12 protein-coding genes are annotated in these 17,527 nt (G+C 41.1%); 2 read left to right on the forward strand and 10 right to left on the reverse strand.

Going from position 1 to position 17,527, the window contains the following annotated elements; translation table 11 throughout:
• Positions 1–130: 130 nt before the first annotated feature.
• Entirely contained in the window at positions 131–472 is a 342-nt protein-coding gene (locus OC25_RS17280; RefSeq protein ID WP_039478569.1) for a hypothetical protein, read from the forward strand.
• Between the two features lie 8 nt (positions 473–480).
• Here the strand turns inward: OC25_RS17280 and OC25_RS17285 are convergent, their stop codons facing one another.
• From OC25_RS17285 to OC25_RS17320, 8 genes are all read right to left on the reverse strand, one after another.
• Positions 481–1,149 carry a hypothetical protein gene (locus OC25_RS17285; RefSeq protein WP_039478572.1) on the reverse strand — a complete coding sequence of 223 codons (669 nt, stop codon included), beginning with the start codon at positions 1,147–1,149 and terminating at the stop codon, positions 481–483.
• A gap of 277 nt (positions 1,150–1,426) precedes the next feature.
• Complete coding sequence (locus OC25_RS17290; RefSeq protein WP_039478673.1) at positions 1,427–1,615, reverse strand: cold-shock protein; 189 nt, start codon at positions 1,613–1,615, stop codon at positions 1,427–1,429.
• A gap of 167 nt (positions 1,616–1,782) precedes the next feature.
• A complete protein-coding gene (locus OC25_RS17295) occupies positions 1,783–2,073 on the reverse strand; it encodes a hypothetical protein (protein WP_039478577.1) in 291 nt (96 codons plus the stop codon).
• Positions 2,074–2,372: 299 nt separating this feature from the next.
• On the reverse strand, positions 2,373–4,802 hold the full coding sequence (gene galB, locus OC25_RS17300; RefSeq protein WP_039478581.1) for a beta-galactosidase GalB: 2,430 nt from the start codon (positions 4,800–4,802) through the stop codon (positions 2,373–2,375).
• A 125-nt stretch (positions 4,803–4,927) separates the two neighbouring features.
• Positions 4,928–5,986, reverse strand: a complete 1,059-nt coding sequence (locus tag OC25_RS17305; protein ID WP_082018633.1) for a glycoside hydrolase family 53 protein — start codon at positions 5,984–5,986, stop codon at positions 4,928–4,930.
• Positions 5,987–5,993: 7 nt separating this feature from the next.
• Entirely contained in the window at positions 5,994–7,109 is a 1,116-nt protein-coding gene (locus OC25_RS17310; protein WP_039478583.1) for a SusE domain-containing protein, read from the reverse strand.
• Positions 7,110–7,120: 11 nt separating this feature from the next.
• Positions 7,121–8,728 carry a RagB/SusD family nutrient uptake outer membrane protein gene (locus OC25_RS17315; RefSeq protein ID WP_039478678.1) on the reverse strand — a complete coding sequence of 536 codons (1,608 nt, stop codon included), beginning with the start codon at positions 8,726–8,728 and terminating at the stop codon, positions 7,121–7,123.
• A gap of 27 nt (positions 8,729–8,755) precedes the next feature.
• Positions 8,756–11,740: a SusC/RagA family TonB-linked outer membrane protein gene (locus OC25_RS17320; protein WP_039478585.1), complete on the reverse strand. Its 2,985-nt coding sequence runs from the start codon at positions 11,738–11,740 to the stop codon at positions 8,756–8,758.
• A gap of 191 nt (positions 11,741–11,931) precedes the next feature.
• On the opposite strand from OC25_RS17320, the gene OC25_RS17325 reads away from it, so the two are divergent.
• Complete coding sequence (locus tag OC25_RS17325; RefSeq protein ID WP_039478588.1) at positions 11,932–16,014, forward strand: hybrid sensor histidine kinase/response regulator transcription factor; 4,083 nt, start codon at positions 11,932–11,934, stop codon at positions 16,012–16,014.
• 168 nt (positions 16,015–16,182) lie between these two features.
• On the opposite strand, the gene OC25_RS17330 is transcribed toward OC25_RS17325, so the two are convergent.
• Both OC25_RS17330 and OC25_RS17335 read right to left on the reverse strand, forming a co-directional pair.
• Positions 16,183–16,548 carry a luciferase domain-containing protein gene (locus OC25_RS17330; protein WP_156131511.1) on the reverse strand — a complete coding sequence of 122 codons (366 nt, stop codon included), beginning with the start codon at positions 16,546–16,548 and terminating at the stop codon, positions 16,183–16,185.
• Between the two features lie 47 nt (positions 16,549–16,595).
• Entirely contained in the window at positions 16,596–17,504 is a 909-nt protein-coding gene (locus OC25_RS17335) for a hypothetical protein (RefSeq protein ID WP_039478591.1), read from the reverse strand.
• Positions 17,505–17,527: the final 23 nt, after the last annotated feature.

Raw genomic sequence — 17,527 nt, forward strand, 5'->3', positions numbered from 1 at the left:
TGACAACCTATCCAATACCCTCCTGATTACCAGCCCATCTGCATTTTATACAACTAACGTATTAATCTTAATTCAATCTAAACAACATAATTCCCTTTTCTGATCAAAAATTAAGTCTTATTTTTGCCGCATGTCGGCTAAATACAAGGTTTTATACTTCTTCCAAAATTCAGAAACAATTATCCTGGAAATACAACGTCTTGATTTACCTCCAAATGCAGATGCAGAAACAACTTACCACTGGCTTTACTTTGATAAAATGACAGGTTCATTGATCAAACTATGGTTCCGTTCACTGGATTCTTCTTCTGAGATTGAGGAGCGGTATTTTGAGCAAGGTTATCTAAAGTTCAACAAAACCGAAGCTACATACATCGAAAAACACAATTCTTCTCAGCAAAAGCTAAATAATATGGGCAACAGAACTATTGACGGTCCTATTGTTGAAATGCTCGAAAATTATCTGAAATAAAACCCGTTTTAAGCCATCTCAGGAAGCTCAGCAGTTAAACCCTGCTTGCTTAACGGATATCTGGATTGGTGAAAATTTTGGAGGGTTGCAGCAAAACCGGAGTACCAATCCTGTTTTTGCATTTCATCTAAAAGTTGTGCACACGAGCACACATCAGCATCGGCCTGGTGAATGGCTCTGGCTACAAAACCAACAACTTCCCAAATGCCATCCATTAAAAAGAACCTGAATGCAGCCAGAATTGCCGACCATTGCACTTTCTTAGGGTGAAGGAGGAAAAACCTGCAAATGGGGCTACATAAGCGCTTAAACGACATATAATCTTCTTCTGCTCCTTTCACATCCAACAAACCATCGCTGTAAGGCAGGTGTATAATTGCTGTTGAAATCTTATCGAGTCCGTGAACATATACGCTCGAGGCGCAAATAGAAGAAATGGAAATGAGCGAAAGGTGATCGTAAATTTCGGGATGCATTTTCAGTTTTCCATTTCGTACAAATACCAATCCGCCTTTTTTAGCGGCTGCCTGCACATTCATGGCCGAAAGGCTTAGCAGTTCAAATTCAGCCGCAAAGTTAAGTGCCATCACAAACTGGGCTGCTGCCATAAAAGTGCCTTCATCCAGACGTTTATTGTGTGTAGCGGGCGTAGATACTGAAAAAATAGAAAGTTGCAAAAATAAGTAGTTTTCTGGTTCCGGCCGACTGTATCGACAATAACAAAAATAAAAATCCAATCCAGAAAACAGCTATGCAAAAGCCCGGCTAAAGTGTTAAAAAAGGTAATTCACTAGAAATGAGCCTGAAATTTTTTCAACGGATACTGTTCATTTTCTGAACGACATTATTGTAGGTTTAATTTCCGTTTAATTGGGCAGGAAGAAGTCAAACCCCAAAAATAAGGCATAAAAAAAGCAGGACTAAATCCTGCTCAAAATCTTTTTAGGGGAAGAATTAAACAACTCTTACTTTCACTGCATTAAGGCCTTTTTTGCCTTCTTGAACATCGTATTCAACTGTATCATTTTCTCTGATTTCGTCAATCAGGCCTGATGCATGCACAAAAATCTCAGTTCCGCCTTCTTCTTTAATAAAGCCGAAGCCTTTTTCTGAGTTAAAAAATTTTACTGTTCCGTTTTTCATTATACTGGATGTTTTTAAATTTAAAGACCCAAAAATAGGATTAAAACCCAAAAACCAAAATTACAGGCAAATAAATTTGACAATAATGGAAAAAAAGTTTCACAACTATTCCGTTTAACTTTACACTTTGACCATTAAATACGCGTTAAGCAGGTATAAAACCCCGTTTATTGACTATTTCTTTGCGCAATGGATGAATACCAGTTAATTGGATGTGATCTTAAATTCATACCGTCACTTTCGATGTGATAAAGGATAATTGGCATGGTAAAATCGACAAAACGTTCAACCTGTCTTGAAAGTTTACCCAGAAAATCCATACTGGATACGCCCTCTTTTAAATGTACGTAGATTACACTTTTTGTTTTAAACTCAAAGCGCTCCACTATTCCAGGCCACTCTGTTTTTATCCTGCTTAAGAAAGCTTTGATTTTGGTTTCTTCTTTAAGTTTTTCCATAAGCTGATCAGGTTTGTTAATATATGCTAATTTAAAAAATTATCTGAATGGAGGTGAATTGTAACAGTACCTATACATTCAGTTTATGCATAAAAACCTTTATCATTAAACCCAATTTTGAAACAGAAATTGTGGGGTATGTTTATTTTTACAATTGGAGGGAAATTTAAAAGGCCACAGCAAAATGCTGCAACCTTTTAAAACTTTCAGTTTTAGCGGTATTTAACACAAATGGCCGGTTAAACTTTTGGTTTAGAAATTATATATTCAAAAAAGCCAGTATGCGACCTGGGCTAAAATTATTTAGCCAGCATTTCAACCTGTGCCGCTTTTAAACCTTTGCCACTTACTTTCAGTTTTATCTCCCCAGGTTTTTTATCCGCTTGTACTACAACCACCAGTTTACCACTAAAAAGTTTCATGGTAGGTTTTACAAACGATTCGAGCGAGGTGGCATCACCATTACATACGGCCTTAAACTTACCTGCACCGCTTACCTCAAAATTTAACTGATCAGTTGCCGTAGGACATGGATTTCCATCCTTATCTACCACCGAAACGGTTACGAAAGATAAATCCTTACCATCTGCCATAATTTCCTTTCGGTCAGCACTAAGCACAATTTTAGCAGGTTTGCCTGCTGTGATAATCTGTTCTTCGGCTACCGGCTTGCCCTGGCTATCGAATGCCACAACTTTTAAAGTACCGGGTTCGTATTTAACATCCATCCACATTAAACGGTAACGGTTTTGAGGCGAAGATTTATCTTTTTTTCGAATGCCCAAACTTTTACCGTTTAAGAATAATTCGGCGCTATCGTAACTGGTGTACACAAAAACTGGTGTAGTTTGCCCGGTTCTACCCTCCCAGTTCCAATGTGGCAATAAATGTAAAGTTGGTTTGGTTTTATTCCAGCGACTCCTGTATAAATAGTAACGGTCTTTTGGTAAGCCCGCAAGGTCAGAAATCCCAAAATAAGAGCTTCTCGATGGCCAGCTGGTATCGTAAGGCGTAGGCTCACCGAGGTAATCGAAACCTGTCCAAACAAATTCGCCAATTACCCAGGGCTTATCGTCCTGTAGCACAAAATCATCATCAGGTACATTAGACCAGCTGCAATATTCCAGATCATAAGATGAAGACTGAAAATCAGGATATTGCTTATCTGCTCCTTTTTCTACCGGAAATTTGTATATGCCTCTCGAACTTACAGTTGAAGCGGTTTCTGAACCGAGGATAAAACCCTGCGGAAAAGCTTTATTGGCCTCCTCATACAGGTGTACGCGGTAATTTAAGCCGGGTATATCCAACAATGCGCCGAAACCCGATTGCATGGTGGCCTTAACCTGATCCATCCCAACGGTTACGGGCCGGGTTGGATCTTCGCGGTGAAAGATTTCCTGTAACCATTTTGCTCTTTTTACCCCTTCGGCGCCAAACTGATCGGGCACTTCATTTCCTGAACTCCACATCACAATGCAGGGATGGTTTTTATTGGCCTGTACAAGATTCACGACATCCTTTTCGGCATCGGTATCGAAATACAGGTGATAGCCATTTTCCACCTTGGCTTTTGCCCATTCGTCAAAACTTTCGGCCAGGAACATAAAACCCATCTCATCGCAAAGCTCCAGCTGCTCGGGCGAAGGCATGTTATGCGCACTTCTAACAGCATCGCAACCCATCTCCTTTAAAATGGTAAGCTGCCTTTTCAGCGCTGCTGTATTAATCGCCGTACCCAGCGGGCCGAGATCGTGGTGCAGGCAAACCCCTTTAAATTTGCGCACCTGACCGTTCAGGCTAAAACCTGTGCCTGCAGTGTATTTTATTTCCCTGATCCCAAAGCGGGTGCGCACAACGTCTTTTGGTACATTCCCTTCGTAAAGGGTTGAAACGGCAGTGTAGAGATAAGGATGTTCAGGGCTCCACAGGTGTGGATTTTGTACCGCTATATTTTGATCTGCTTCGTTACCAAAAATTGATTTTGCCGTATCAACCGCCACCTGATGACCTAAACTGTCTAAAATCCTTGTCACCAGTTTTAATCCTTTGCCGGTGAATCTGGTTTTGAGATTCACCTTGGCAAATTCTTTTTTTATTACAGGTGTAGTAACGGTAATTCCCCACTGATCGATGCTTTTATTATCTTTAATAATGATATGCACATTACGATATAAACCTGCCCCAGGATACCAACGTGAGGATTTGGGTTTATTCTGCAATTGAATAGCAAGCACATTATCCTTCGCCCTTAGCGCATTGGTAATATCGATATAAAAGTAATTGTAACCGTAGTTCCATTGCCCCACCAGTTTTCCGTTCAGGTAAACGTGGGGTTCGCTCATGGCACCATCAAGCTGCAATAAAACTTTTTGATCGGGCTGAATTACAGGCAAACTGAGCTTCTTGCGGTACCAGCCTTCGCCAATATAAGGCAAAGCCCCGGTTCTACCGGTTTTTTCGGTGGCCTTGGTTTCATTATTCTGCTTAATGGCGGTAACCTGCTTATCAATTTCTTTATCAAAGGGGCCACTTATGGCCCAATCGTGCGGTACCGTTACGGTTTCCCAACGTGTATCGTTAAAACCGGGTTCAATAGCGGCAGGAAAACTCCCTTTCGAAAACTTCCAGCCTTCATCTAACAGTATTTCTGTTCGCTGGGCAATGGCATTAAAATAAAAAAGATTAAGCGCTAAAACGGTAAAAAATATTTTTCTAAATAGGGACATGTATAGAAATGATTACTTAAAATAAATAGATGATTTTCATTAGTCGGGATTCACTAGTCGGGATTATTAAATGGTCCGGATTGCAAATCCGGACCAACATCGGACCAACATCCGGACCAGCAGAATTAGGGTAAAAAGGCATCCATGGCAACTGTTGGTTTGCCCGAATCATCAAAAGCGCCTAACTTATAATCTTTCCAGCTGTTGTAAGATTGTGGCTCCCAGTAGAAAATACCAAGGCCTTTATTGTTGGGCAACGACTTATTCTTTGCCATCAAATCTTTAATAAAATCCCTGCAGGCAGCAGCGTCACTAACCGGCATCCCCAGTTCGCAAATCATTATTTCTGAACCGTAACGCGAAATCATATCATTCATGTTGGTTAAACACTGTGTATTTTTTGCAGCCCAGTCGCTTGCCGAAGGATACATGGACATACCGATTACATCCCATTTGGCTCCGTTGTTTTTCAATCCATCGAAAATCCAGCGGAACAAGCCGTTATCATAACCATTGGAAATATGCACCACTACCTTTGTAGCCGGATCAACTGCTTTAACGCCATTGTAGCCCGATAGTACCAGATCGGCAAAGTTTTTCATATTTACCGAGGCTTTCCCATCATTCCACAACATACCATTGTTGGTTTCGTTGCCCACCTGTACCCATTCCGGCACAATTTTGTTGTTTTTTAAAACTGTTAATACCTCTACAGTATGGTTGTACACCGAAGTTTTTAAAGTAGCAAAATCCTGATTCGCCCAGGCGGCAGGTTTATTCTGCTGACCAGGGTCGGCCCACGAATCGCTATAGTGAAAATCGATCAGCAAGCGCATATTGGCTGCTTGTGCCCGCTTAGCCTTAGCCAGTACATCTGCCGTATTGCAATAACCCGATGAAGGATTTACCCAAACCCGTAAACGAATGGTATTCATCCCCTTATCTTTCAATATTTTAAAAATATCTTGCTGTTCGCCGGCGTTGTTGTAAAACTTTTTACCTGCAGCTTCCATTTCGGTAATCCAGCTTACATCGGCACCTTTGGCATAAGTACCCACCGGATCGGGTGCAGGATAAAGCTGCGTTTCACCTTTGACGTTTTTTTTGCAGCTCACATTAGCCGTAATTAACAAAGCAATTAGTGCAAAACATTTCATGCGTTTTATATTTTTTATGGTTAACATAATCATTTTATTTAACTGAATAGGTATAATTTCCATCTCCTGCACTTAAATCTAAAGTAACAGTGTATACACCTGTTTTGGCTACCGGAATATTGATACCACCCCAGGTTGGTGCACCTGCATAAACCAGAGCTCCGCTTGCATCTACTTTGTAACTGATATCGTAACCTCCATTACAGGTAAAAACGAAGGTTTTTCCGGCAGTTAAACTTACATTGGCAGCCACCCATTTACCGGTACCGGCATTGTAAACCATTGGGGTTGATGAAGTGCTCCATCCGTTATCATCGCCCGAAATGAAAAACTTAACCGGAGTGTAAGAAATGGTTAGCGCATCTACATCGGCATTCACTTTCATATAAGCTGGCGAAGGGGTTAGCCACAAATTACCACCGCCCAGACTCATGGTTGTAGCCGAAGTGCCCCAGCCATAAACCTTAGCAGGTTCTTTTGAAGATACCAATTGAAAGCCATCACCTCCCCATCCATCGGCATTTGGCAGGTTCAGGTACCCCTCATATTTCGAATTGAATTTTGATGAGGTTAAAATCAATCCATTGGTACGCACTTCAGGCGTTTTCCACGAATTGCCGCCCCTAACCAGCAACGCAGGATATTCGACAGTTGCTTTGTAAGGGTTTACCGTAAAAGTAATGGTCGAGTAGATGGGTTTAATGCTCGAGGCAACCCCGGTATTTTGTGTAACCTCGGCCTTTAACCGTACCGCTAAAGTGCTAACCGCACCTGTAGGTAAATTAAGCTGAACACCAGCCAACGCATTTAAATCGGCACCTGTATAAACTTTTTCCAATGCTCCGGCCGGCAATTTTACCTCTATGGCATTGCCCCAGGCATTGGCACCACTGGTATCGGATGGCAAATCGAAAGCTAAAGAATAAGTTGGGGTTACGCTTACACCGAAGTTTGCAGCTTTAAAACTAAAAGTTATTACTTTTTCGGCATCGTTTGCAGCCGTTAGAACCACCGCTCCTGCTGAGCTTTTAAAGGCCAGTGAAGCTGAAGCCGGAGGAGTTACCACGTTGGTACTCGCATCTTTTTTACAGGCAAATAAAACACTGCACAAAAGAAGAATAATAGAAAATGGCTTAAATATCGTTTTCATGCTAAATGGAATTAATAACCTGTGTTTTGACGTAAATTTGGATTGGCCGAAAGATCGGTTGGTGGCAATGGATAAAGGTTATACTTGCTGTTTACTGCCGTACCTGCTTTAACTCCACCTTTCCAGGCCCATAAATAGGCAGCGGTAGTAAATTTGCCAAAGCGGATCAGATCTGTTCTTCTGGCCGCCTCATACCAAAGCTCACGTCCACGTTCGTCAAGAATAAAATCAGTAGTTAAGGCACTCGAAGTAATGTTACCGGCTGTACTGCCATTGTATGCCCTTGTACGCAATTTGTTTACATAATCTAATGCGGTTGCTAAACTACCACCCGATCCGCCGCGTAAGACAGCTTCAGCATAGGTTAAATAGGTTTCGCCCAGGCGGAAAAGCGGGAAATCGATATCCGAAAAATCTTTAGCCACATCCTGATGCGGTGCAGGTCCGCCAGAACGGGTTTTGTTCCGGTATTTGGTACTTGAGTAGCCATCGGTAGAAGTATAAAGATCATTTACTTCCATATTTTGCCCCGACATGTAAAATTGTGCCCTGGTATCGGTATTACCTGATTTGTCGGCAAATAGATTTACAAACTGTTGGGTAATGCGTAAACCACCCCAGTTACCATTTGAGCCTGAAACATCAGCCGGTACACCTGCCGGACCGTGCATTAAATAAGTTGTACCACCATAGTTCTGGGTACTGGTACCATCATAATTAATGGTAAAAATATTTTCATCGGTATTTAAGTGGTTATCGGCAATGGTCAATTCGCGGTAATTGCCATGAAGGGTGTAACCAGCGGCAGTAATTTTGTTGCAATAGGTAATGGCATCGGTATACCTTGCTGTTCCGGTGTACACTTCAGCGTTGAGGTAAATGCGACTCAGCAAAGCCCAGTCTGCAGCCCGATCTGCACGGCCATATTCGTTGGCTTTGGGGGCTGCAAGGTCGTTTTCTATGGCCTTTAATTCAGATTCTACATAAACAAACAGATCTTTCCGCTGAATTTGCTTTGGCAGGTCTTTCCCTCCAATTTCGGTACTCTCGGTTACCAGTGGCGGATTGCCATAAATATCCATCAGCACAGCATACTGGTAAGCTCTGATAAAACGCGCCTCAGCCCTGAATTTACGTACCTGATCGGCATCAGCACCTGTTATGCCCCTTTTACTCAGGTTATCATCAGAAGATTGGTTAATAAAATCATTACACAAGGTGATCTGAAAAAAGGAACGGTAATACAGACCATTGATGATCGAATTGATTGATGACCAGCTTAACTCATGTAATCCCTGAATACCGGCATCGTTTTTCCACGACCATACCGCTTCATCGGTGGTTAACTCCTGTAAGTTCCAGTACAGGCGTAAGAAATCGGAGTTACCTTCGTCTTTAATAATTTCTGAAGGAATATCGGGCTGCCCTACTGATGCATTTCCGGTAAGCGCAAAAGCGCCGTACACTTTGGCCAAAGCCTGTTTGTAACCCGCGGCACTGGTGTACACTTTATCTGCTGTTAAATCGTTGGTAGGTACCAAATCCAGTTTATTACACGATGTGGTAAAAATTACAGCTGTGCAGGCAAGTATGAAGAGTTGTAAAACACGCGGTTTCATATATTTTTTGTTAAAGCAGTTCATGGTTTAGTAATTAAGGTTTAAGCCTAAAGAAAATACACGCGGCCTTGGATAGATGTTATTATCTACACCGGAAGCCACTTCTGGATCGAGTCCTTTATATTTGGTAACCACAAATACATTTTGCACACTGCCAGTAAGTTGAAGATTGGCCTTACTTTTAAACAGCTGACCAAAAGAATACCCCAGATTGATGTTATCCATACGCAGGAAAGCAGCATTCTGCACATAATAATCGCTCAGCAATTGCTGGCCTTTAAAATTGGTAAGCAGGTAATTGGGCGAGCCATTTAAAATAACTGCAGTACCTAAAATCTGCGCCAGGTTGCCGCTTTGGCTAAAGTTATTGTTGTATACGTAATTGCCCAGGTTAGCCCTTAGCGTGAAAGAGAGGTTCCATTTTTTATAGCTCAGGTTATTGCTAAAACCCAGAAATACTTTTGGATCGGCCTGTTTACCTTTCTTAAAATCGCCTGGACTAATGATGCCATCGCCATTCTGATCTACATATACGCCTTCAATCGGATTTCCTGCCTGATCGTAAACCTGTTCGAACAGGTTAAAGGTATTTTTTGGTCCGCCAACAGCATTAATAAATGCATTTTGCCCACCAACACCACCCGCAATGGTACCACTCGGGAAACCTGCATAATTCGGATCGTTCGGTACCACAGTTAAATTGGTAATGGTGTTTTTATTGTAAGTAGCATTAAAGCTGAAATTCCAATCGAAATCTTTTGCTTTAACCGGATTAAAATTCAAGGTAAGCTCTACCCCTTCATTTTTCATATCGCCCACATTAACTACAGCCGTAGCGGCAAAATTGGTTCCTGCAGGTTGTGGAATCCGGTTTAACAAATCACTTGTTTTTTTCTGGTAAACATCCAAACTACCGATAATACGGTTATCGAAAAGGCCAAAATCCAAACCAATATTAGCTGTTGCCGTTTCTTCCCATTTAATGTTGGCAATGTAGGCACTCGGGCGGTACATCTGGTAAAAGCTATTGCCAAACTGATACTGCGCATTAAGTGTACTTAAACCATAGGTAGATAAATAGCCATAATTATCAATCCCATCCTGCTGACCGGTTATACCGTAACTGGCGCGCAGTTTCATAGCCGAAATGGCTTTGATATCTTTTAAAAATGATTCGTTTTTAACCGTCCAGGCTAAAGCTACCGATGGGAAAATACCGTATTTATAAGCAGGTCCGAAACGGGATGAACCATCGCGGCGAACTGTTGCTGTCAACAAAAAGCGTTCATCGTAATTGTAGTTTAACCGGCCGAAATAAGATATTAAACGGTATTGCGGTTTGTTAGTGGCAAAAGCAGGATCTGAATTGGGTACTTTAGTGCCATAAGCATCAAAAGAGGGATAAAAATATTGGGTAGTTAAGTAATCGTTGTACGAATAACCTGCTGTTGCATCTATCCTGCTCTTGATCGATTTAAATTCTTTGATATAGTTGAGGTAAAAATCTACCACCGTATTTCTCCGGTTAGTTTTGTACTGGTTATTTACCCCTTTGCTTAAAATAGATTCGGCCGCATTCGGATCTACATATACCGTTCCCTTGCCCGAAGCTACATCGTAACCAGCATTAAAATTGGCATGCAGTTCCGGTAAAAAGTGAAACTGATAGTCGAGTTGGATATTACCGATACTGCGCAAGGGTTTAGCGCGGTCTTCGCGTTGTTCTAAAAGTCCAACAGGGTTACGTCCAACCAGGTTAACCAAACCTGTTGGGCTGGTGGGATCGAGCCACTCCCAGTAACCGTTATAATCTGTACGGTTGGTATAGGTAGCCTGTGTAGGATCGAAATTCAGTGCTCCACCAATAGCCGATGTATTGGCGAAACGGGTTTTCTGCATACTTCCCTTTAAGTTCAGGTCTACTTTTAAATGGTTATCAAAAAAGCGTGGATTCAGTATAAATGCAGCCGATCGTTTTTCCAGCTGATCGGTTCTTAAAATACCGCTCTGGTTTTGGTAGCCGATAGATAAACGGTAAGGTAGTTTTTTTATCCCGCCGCTAATGCTGATGTTGTTATCGGTAGAAATGCCATCCTGATAAATTAAATCTTGCCAATTGGTATTAAAGCCACCCAATTGTGCTTTTTGTGCAGCAGTACCGTTTGCATTTACAATCGATCTGATCTGATCTGCACTTAGTACATCCAGTTGCTTAACGATTTTCGAAATCGAATTAACCGAATTGAAACTCACTTTTAGTCCATCACTCAAACCTTTTTTAGTGGTAATTATAATGACACCATTTGCTGCCCTGGCACCATAAATGGCCGCTGCCGAGGCATCTTTTAATACCGTAAAAGTTTCAATATCATTCGGATTGATGAAACTGAGTGGGTTTGATGCCCCCGAAACACCTCCATTTTCGAGTGGGACACCGTCAATTACAAATAAAGGATCGTTACTGGCATTAAGCGAAGAACCACCACGGATACGGATGGTACTGCCACTACCAGGCTGACCGCTGTTAGAAGTAATGGCAACCCCCGAAACCTTACCCGATAACATCTGCTCAGGCGTGGTAATGCTTCCTTTTTGGAAATCCTTTACTCCCACCACTGCTACCGAACCGGTCAGATCTTGCTTTCTGGTTGTACCGTAACCTACTACCACCACATCATTTAAGGTGGCTGCATCTTCGGTTAAGGTAACTGTTAAAATAGTGGTTTTCGATACCGGAATCTCACGTGTTTGGTAACCCACCGAGCTAAATTCCAAAATTCCGGCTTTTGCGGGAATCTTGATACTGAAACTGCCCATCCCATCTGTTGAAGTGGCAATATTGGTACCTTTTAAACGAACACTTACACCTGGCAATCCCAGATTATCAGGAGCCGATTTCACCACCCCTGAAATGGTAGCCTGCTGCGCAAAAAGATATCCGTGGGTAAAAATCAAAAGTAAAAGCATCAACATGCGCTTGTTACCGTTGAAGAAAGATGTAAAAATGTGCATAGAATATTATGGTTAGAATTATTAGCACAAATGAACTGTATATGCCTCAAATGCCTTTGTGCTATTGTTCATATCTTTTGTGCTAATCGACATATTTCGGCCTCTAATAGCTATTAACCAAAGTTTTAGAATTGAAGATGAAAAAAAATAATTTATCTTTACCGCTTCTAAACCGTCTAACCGAACATTGAATGAACGCCTTAACCAGAAATGTTTTCCTGCTCATTTTTATATTATTGCAGGTAGATTTGCGGGCTCAGCAATTAAGATTTAAACAGGTAAGCGTAGAAGATGGCTTATCAAACAGTACCATCGAATGTATTTTTCAGGATCATAGGGGTTTTATCTGGTTCGGTACACGCGATGGTTTGAATAAGTACGATGGCAGCCAGATAAAAGTCTACAAACATGATAAAAACGCCAATAGCTTAAGTGATAATTTTATCAGATGCATATTTGAAGATAAAAACCATACCCTTTGGATCGGTACCTCAGATGGATTGAATAAATTTAATGCCCAACAGGATAACTTTACAGTTTACCGCACCAAAGAGCAAAATGTGCTAACCAACAACGCTGTTACATCTATTACTGAAACTGCCAAAGGCATTTTGGTTGGCACTTATGGCAGCGGATTAAACCTGCTCCATGCAGATCGTTTTACTTTTAGCCGTTATCCCTTTAAAGCGCCAGCTAAAACCGGGCGTGAAGATTACATTAACGATATTTATAGCGATACCAATGGAAATATCTGGATGGCAACCGATGCCGGTATTCGTGTATTAAATCTCAAAACAGGATTAGCCAATGCCGTAAACGGACTAACGAACAAATCGTTCAGGGCGATAAGAAAAGCAAAAGACGGCTCTTTCTGGCTGGCCACCGAAGAAAGTGGTCTGATTCACTATATCCCTGGCAATAATTCGGTCAAAAGCTACCAACACCTCGAAACCAGCAAAAACAGCCTGGGTAGTGATCTGGTAAGGGCCATTGCCTTTGATAAGCAAGACAATATCTGGATTGGTGGAATAAATGGAGGTTTAGATCATTTAAACCCTCAAACCGAAACCTTTACGCATTACCAGAACGAACCTGGAAACCCATCAAGTTTATCGCAACGTACAGTTTCGGCCCTGTTTATCGACCGGCAGGAAAATTTGTGGATTGGCACACATCGCGGGGGTGTAAATCTTTATAGTCCGCAGGCAGAAAAATTTAACCTCGTAAGGCAGGAACACAATAAAAACAGTTTAAGCTATAACGACGTAAAAGCCTTTCACGAAGACCGGAGCGGTAATATCTACATTGGTACCGATGGTGGCGGACTTGACATTTACAACCGGACAAATAAAACCTTTTCGCACTACCGTTATAATCCATTTAACAACAATACCATTGGTGCAGATGCTGTGCTCGATATAACCGAAAGCCGTAACGGGCAAATATTAGTGGGCACCTGGGGCGGTGGGCTTAACCTCATGCACCGCGATGGTACGTTTACCCGTTTTAACCATAATCCATCAAATCCAACCTCCATTTCATCTGATTATGTACAGAAATCGTTCGAAGATAGTAATCAGCAAATATGGATAGGCACCTATTATGGCGGGCTTAATATTTTTGATACAAAAAGCCAGCAATTTAAACGGATTGAAAAAGGCAGTAACGGCACGCGGCTTATCGGCAACAACGTGGTTTCCATTAACGAAGATCAATATAAAAACCTGTGGATTGGCACCGATGATGGTGGTTTAAACTGCTACAACCTGAACACACAGGTATTTACCCATTATTTTATGGGCAGCGGTAAAAGGCCCGATCTGCGTGTAATTTTTATTGATAGTAAAGGCATTCTATGGGTTGGTCAGGCGGGTTTGTATCGATTTAACCGCAGTCAGAATAAATTTGAACTGTATACCACAAAGGCAGGCCTCGCTAACGAATTTATAAAAGGTATAACCGAAGATACAAAAGGTAATTTCTGGATTTCGACTGCAAAAGGGTTGACCAAATTTAACCCGCAAAATCATAGTTTTAATAAATACAATACCGTCGATGGCTTACAGGGATTGGAATTTGAAGCCAACGCCTATTTAAAAGCCAGAAACGGTGAAATGTTTTTTGGGGGAACCAAAGGTTTCAACTCCTTTTTTCCAGAAGATATTAAAACCAATAAATTCATTCCGCCGGTTTACCTTACCGAATTCAGGATTTTCAACCAACTGATTTTACCCCATGAAAGTGGTTCGGTGCTCGAAAACGACATCAGTTATACCAAAGAAATCTATCTCGACTACGATCAGGCTACAATATCTTTCCGTTTTGCTGCCTTAAACTATGTAGCTAACGAGAATAACAATTATGCCTATAAATTAGAAGGCGAAGATGATAACTGGATCGATATCGGGCATGCCCAACAGGCATTTTACACCAACCTTGATCCGGGCACTTATACCTTTAGCGTAAAAGCTGCTAACAATGATAACGTTTGGAACAATACCGGCACCTCGGTAAAAATTATAATTTCGCCTCCTTTTTGGGGCACCTGGTGGTTTAGGTTTCTGGTTATCGCCACCACACTTTACCTCATTTATGCAGCGCTCAGCTTTAAACGCAGGCTCGAGATCAGGAAGATCGAGGAAGAAAAAAGAGAAGAAATGCACCAGACACAGCTTCAGTTTTTCACCAATATTTCGCATGAATTCCGCACGCCGCTTTCGTTAATACTTGGGCCCATTGAGCGTTTACTGAAAGAAGATACCCAGGAAAATTTCCAAAACTATTACCAGACCATACACCGGAATGCCAACCGTTTGTTAAGGCTGATAAACGAGTTAATGGATTTTAGAAAAACTGCTTCCGGAGCGCTAAAACTAAATGTGGTAAATGGCAACCTGAACCTGTTTATTGATGAAGTGGCAGAAGAATTTTCGGAAATGGCAGCAGACAAGTCAATCCGCTTCACCGTCGAAAAACAAAACCTACCAGCTGATATCTGGTTCGACAGGCAGGTAATTGAAAAAATTATCCTCAACCTGATCAACAATTCACTTAAATACACCCAAACAGGAGGTAATTTAAAACTTCAGGTTTTTACTGATACGACTGATTTACAACCGGCCTTTGAGCACCAGTTGATTGTGAAAAGCGATTATGAAGCGAAGGCTTACATCTACCTTCGGGTAATAGATAGTGGTATCGGCATTTCAAAAGAATCTATCCAACACTTGTTTGAACGCTATTACCGCATTACCGAAACGCATTTAGGCTCGGGCGTAGGACTTGCTTTTGTAAAGAGCCTAACCCTTTTGCATAAGGGATTAATACGGGTATCGAGCGAGCGGAACAAAGGAACGGAAATCATTATTGGCATACCATACAGACAGGAAGACTACAGCCCGGCAGAGCAATTTAGCCCGCAAACAGAAGCGGGTGGCACACGGTTAGAAAGTATCAGCTACGGCTCAGAAAGTGAAATACCGGTTCAAAATACACTAACTACCAACACGGCTAACGAAACCCGCATTCTGATTGTAGATGATAACGAAGAACTCAGAACCTTTTTAAAAGATACTTTAAGTCCAGCTTATCAGGTTATCGAAGCTGTTGACGGCCATACAGGCCTTGAACAGGCCCGAAAAGAACTACCCGATTTAATTATCAGCGATGTGATGATGCCCGGCGTGAGCGGAACGGAATTTTGCCGTTTGGTTAAAGATAATATTGAAACCAGCCACATCCCCTTTTTAATGCTTACAGCCAAAAACAGCATAGAGGCAGAAATTGAAGGAGCCGAATCGGGGGCCGATTTGTACTTTACCAAACCCATTAACATTGATTTGCTCGGTTTAACCATTAAAAATATTTTTGAGCAAAGGCAAAAACTGAAAGATCATTACTTAAAACATAAAGATACCGAACCTAAAGCACTGGCGCATTCAGAAAAGGATAAAGCCTTTTTAACCAAACTACTCGCCATCATCGATGCAGAAATGATCAACCCTGAAATGGATATCGACTATCTCTGCAAAGAAATCGGCATGAGCAGAACCAAGCTGTATCAAAAAATAAAATCCATTACGGGGCAATCTATCGGTGAGTTTGTGCGCTCGGCAAGGCTCAGAAAAGCCATCGAGATTATGAAAACTGAAGATGTGCTGATGACCGAAGTAATGTACCGCATTGGCATACAAACACAATCATATTTTACAAAAGCATTTAAAAAAGAGTTTGGCGTTACACCAACAGGCTATATGCAAAACCTAAAGCCATAACTACTGCAAGAAAAGTAAAAAAGCCCTTCAATCCTGAGAGGGCTTTTTCATAGTCGTCTATCCCTATAAGTAGGAACCCAAAACTAATTAATGCGTTTAATATTTTTGGCGTCTGAATAAACTGAACAGAAAAAATTATTTCAATTATCCACCTGAAATGAACGGCTGTTAAATCATGTTTTGATAGGCCTTTTTCAACAAAAATTTTGCATTTGCAAGGTCGTTTTCAGTTGAGATATAAAAACTAATCCAGCCAGATTTTTTAAAGATATGGTGCACTTCTGCCCTTCCTGAAACCAAAAGTTCTTGTTTAACCTGCTTGTTGAATAAAATATCAAGAAGACCATTACTGTGTAAATGACCAATTTCTTTTTGGCCGTAATTAAACTGTGTTCCGCCAAATTTATGCAAACTGATGCTTGTCCCTTCCCAACTCAGTATCTCACTTTCGAGCTCATCAAACCAGTTTAGTTTTTCGGGTGTGGTTAGCAATACGCCTATTTTTAAACAGCTATCATATATCAGTGCAAACAATGGTATGGCTTTAAGAAAATTGAGCCGATGAACAATAAACCGGAACATTACTCTTCGCTTAGCAATTTAATGTGCTCCATCACCCTTAAATGTACATTCCGGGTAATGCTTTCGGCCCATAAATCGTAGTACCAGGTGGGGAAAACCTGCAGTTTATACCAACTGTTACCAACCAGTGTAGTGGTGCCATCTCCATTATCTTGAAGCAAAAACTGACCACGATCGATATCAATGTGCCCCATTATTTCTGGATCTTTCGGTTGATTTACAATATCAAAAGTGAGGTTTTTATTTTCTTCGTAGGTTACAATCTTTTCGTCGAAAGTATATCCATTACTGAAGATACATTTTCGTCCTGCACCAATTTTATATCCGGTAACCGTAGTTTGCATGGGGCTTGGCATACCAGCCTTAAAAAGCCAATAGTCGTTAGGTTTATTGATTTTATCAAAAGCAACCACATTTTTCCAGATTTTATCAGGTGTAGCCTTAATAATGATCTCATCCGAAACCATATTTTCATAGTGGTGATCGGATATCGAATCGACAATAAAAATAGCCAACAGTAACGAAACAAAGCTGATATTTAATGTTTGTTTGTTCTTTTTAAACATCTCCTTACCTATAAATGCCCCTGTAGTTACAAATGCAAAAATAAGCGGCGATACAATAATCAGGCAGATGGTTCCTTCTCCAAGGAAGAAAAAGCTCAGTACGATCGCAAAAAAACCATTCAATATCGAATACCAGATCAGTTTTTTGCTGCTCAGTTTTAAATCCTTCCAAAACCATGCAGCCAATATCCCCATCAATATCGGGAGGATAATAAACTCGGAAAAAACTAAAATACCCCCACTCTCTGGCTGGAGTAAAAATCTGTTTATTGCGATAATGCTAATAATTAAAACATTGGGAATTAGAAAACCTAAAAATTCTTTATCTGCAGGTGTTTTCATTGTTTAATATTTTGTTCATCCAA

Source organism: Pedobacter kyungheensis (assembly GCF_000812965.1).
Classification (GTDB): domain Bacteria; phylum Bacteroidota; class Bacteroidia; order Sphingobacteriales; family Sphingobacteriaceae; genus Pedobacter; species Pedobacter kyungheensis.

Bases quoted from the DNA above. Each gene is read 5' to 3' on its own strand.
- OC25_RS17320 (WP_039478585.1), bottom strand. From the start codon at position 11,740: ATGCACATTTTTACATCTTTCTTCAACGGTAACAAGCGCATGTTGATG.
- OC25_RS17325 (WP_039478588.1), top strand. From the start codon at position 11,932: ATGAACGCCTTAACCAGAAATGTTTTCCTGCTCATTTTTATATTATTG.
- OC25_RS17305 (WP_082018633.1), bottom strand. From the start codon at position 5,986: ATGTTAACCATAAAAAATATAAAACGCATGAAATGTTTTGCACTAATT.
- OC25_RS17280 (WP_039478569.1), top strand. From the start codon at position 131: ATGTCGGCTAAATACAAGGTTTTATACTTCTTCCAAAATTCAGAAACA.
- OC25_RS17290 (WP_039478673.1), bottom strand. From the start codon at position 1,615: ATGAAAAACGGAACAGTAAAATTTTTTAACTCAGAAAAAGGCTTCGGC.
- OC25_RS17315 (WP_039478678.1), bottom strand. From the start codon at position 8,728: ATGAAACCGCGTGTTTTACAACTCTTCATACTTGCCTGCACAGCTGTA.
- OC25_RS17295 (WP_039478577.1), bottom strand. From the start codon at position 2,073: ATGGAAAAACTTAAAGAAGAAACCAAAATCAAAGCTTTCTTAAGCAGG.
- OC25_RS17335 (WP_039478591.1), bottom strand. From the start codon at position 17,504: ATGAAAACACCTGCAGATAAAGAATTTTTAGGTTTTCTAATTCCCAAT.
- OC25_RS17310 (WP_039478583.1), bottom strand. From the start codon at position 7,109: ATGAAAACGATATTTAAGCCATTTTCTATTATTCTTCTTTTGTGCAGT.
- galB (WP_039478581.1), bottom strand. From the start codon at position 4,802: ATGTCCCTATTTAGAAAAATATTTTTTACCGTTTTAGCGCTTAATCTT.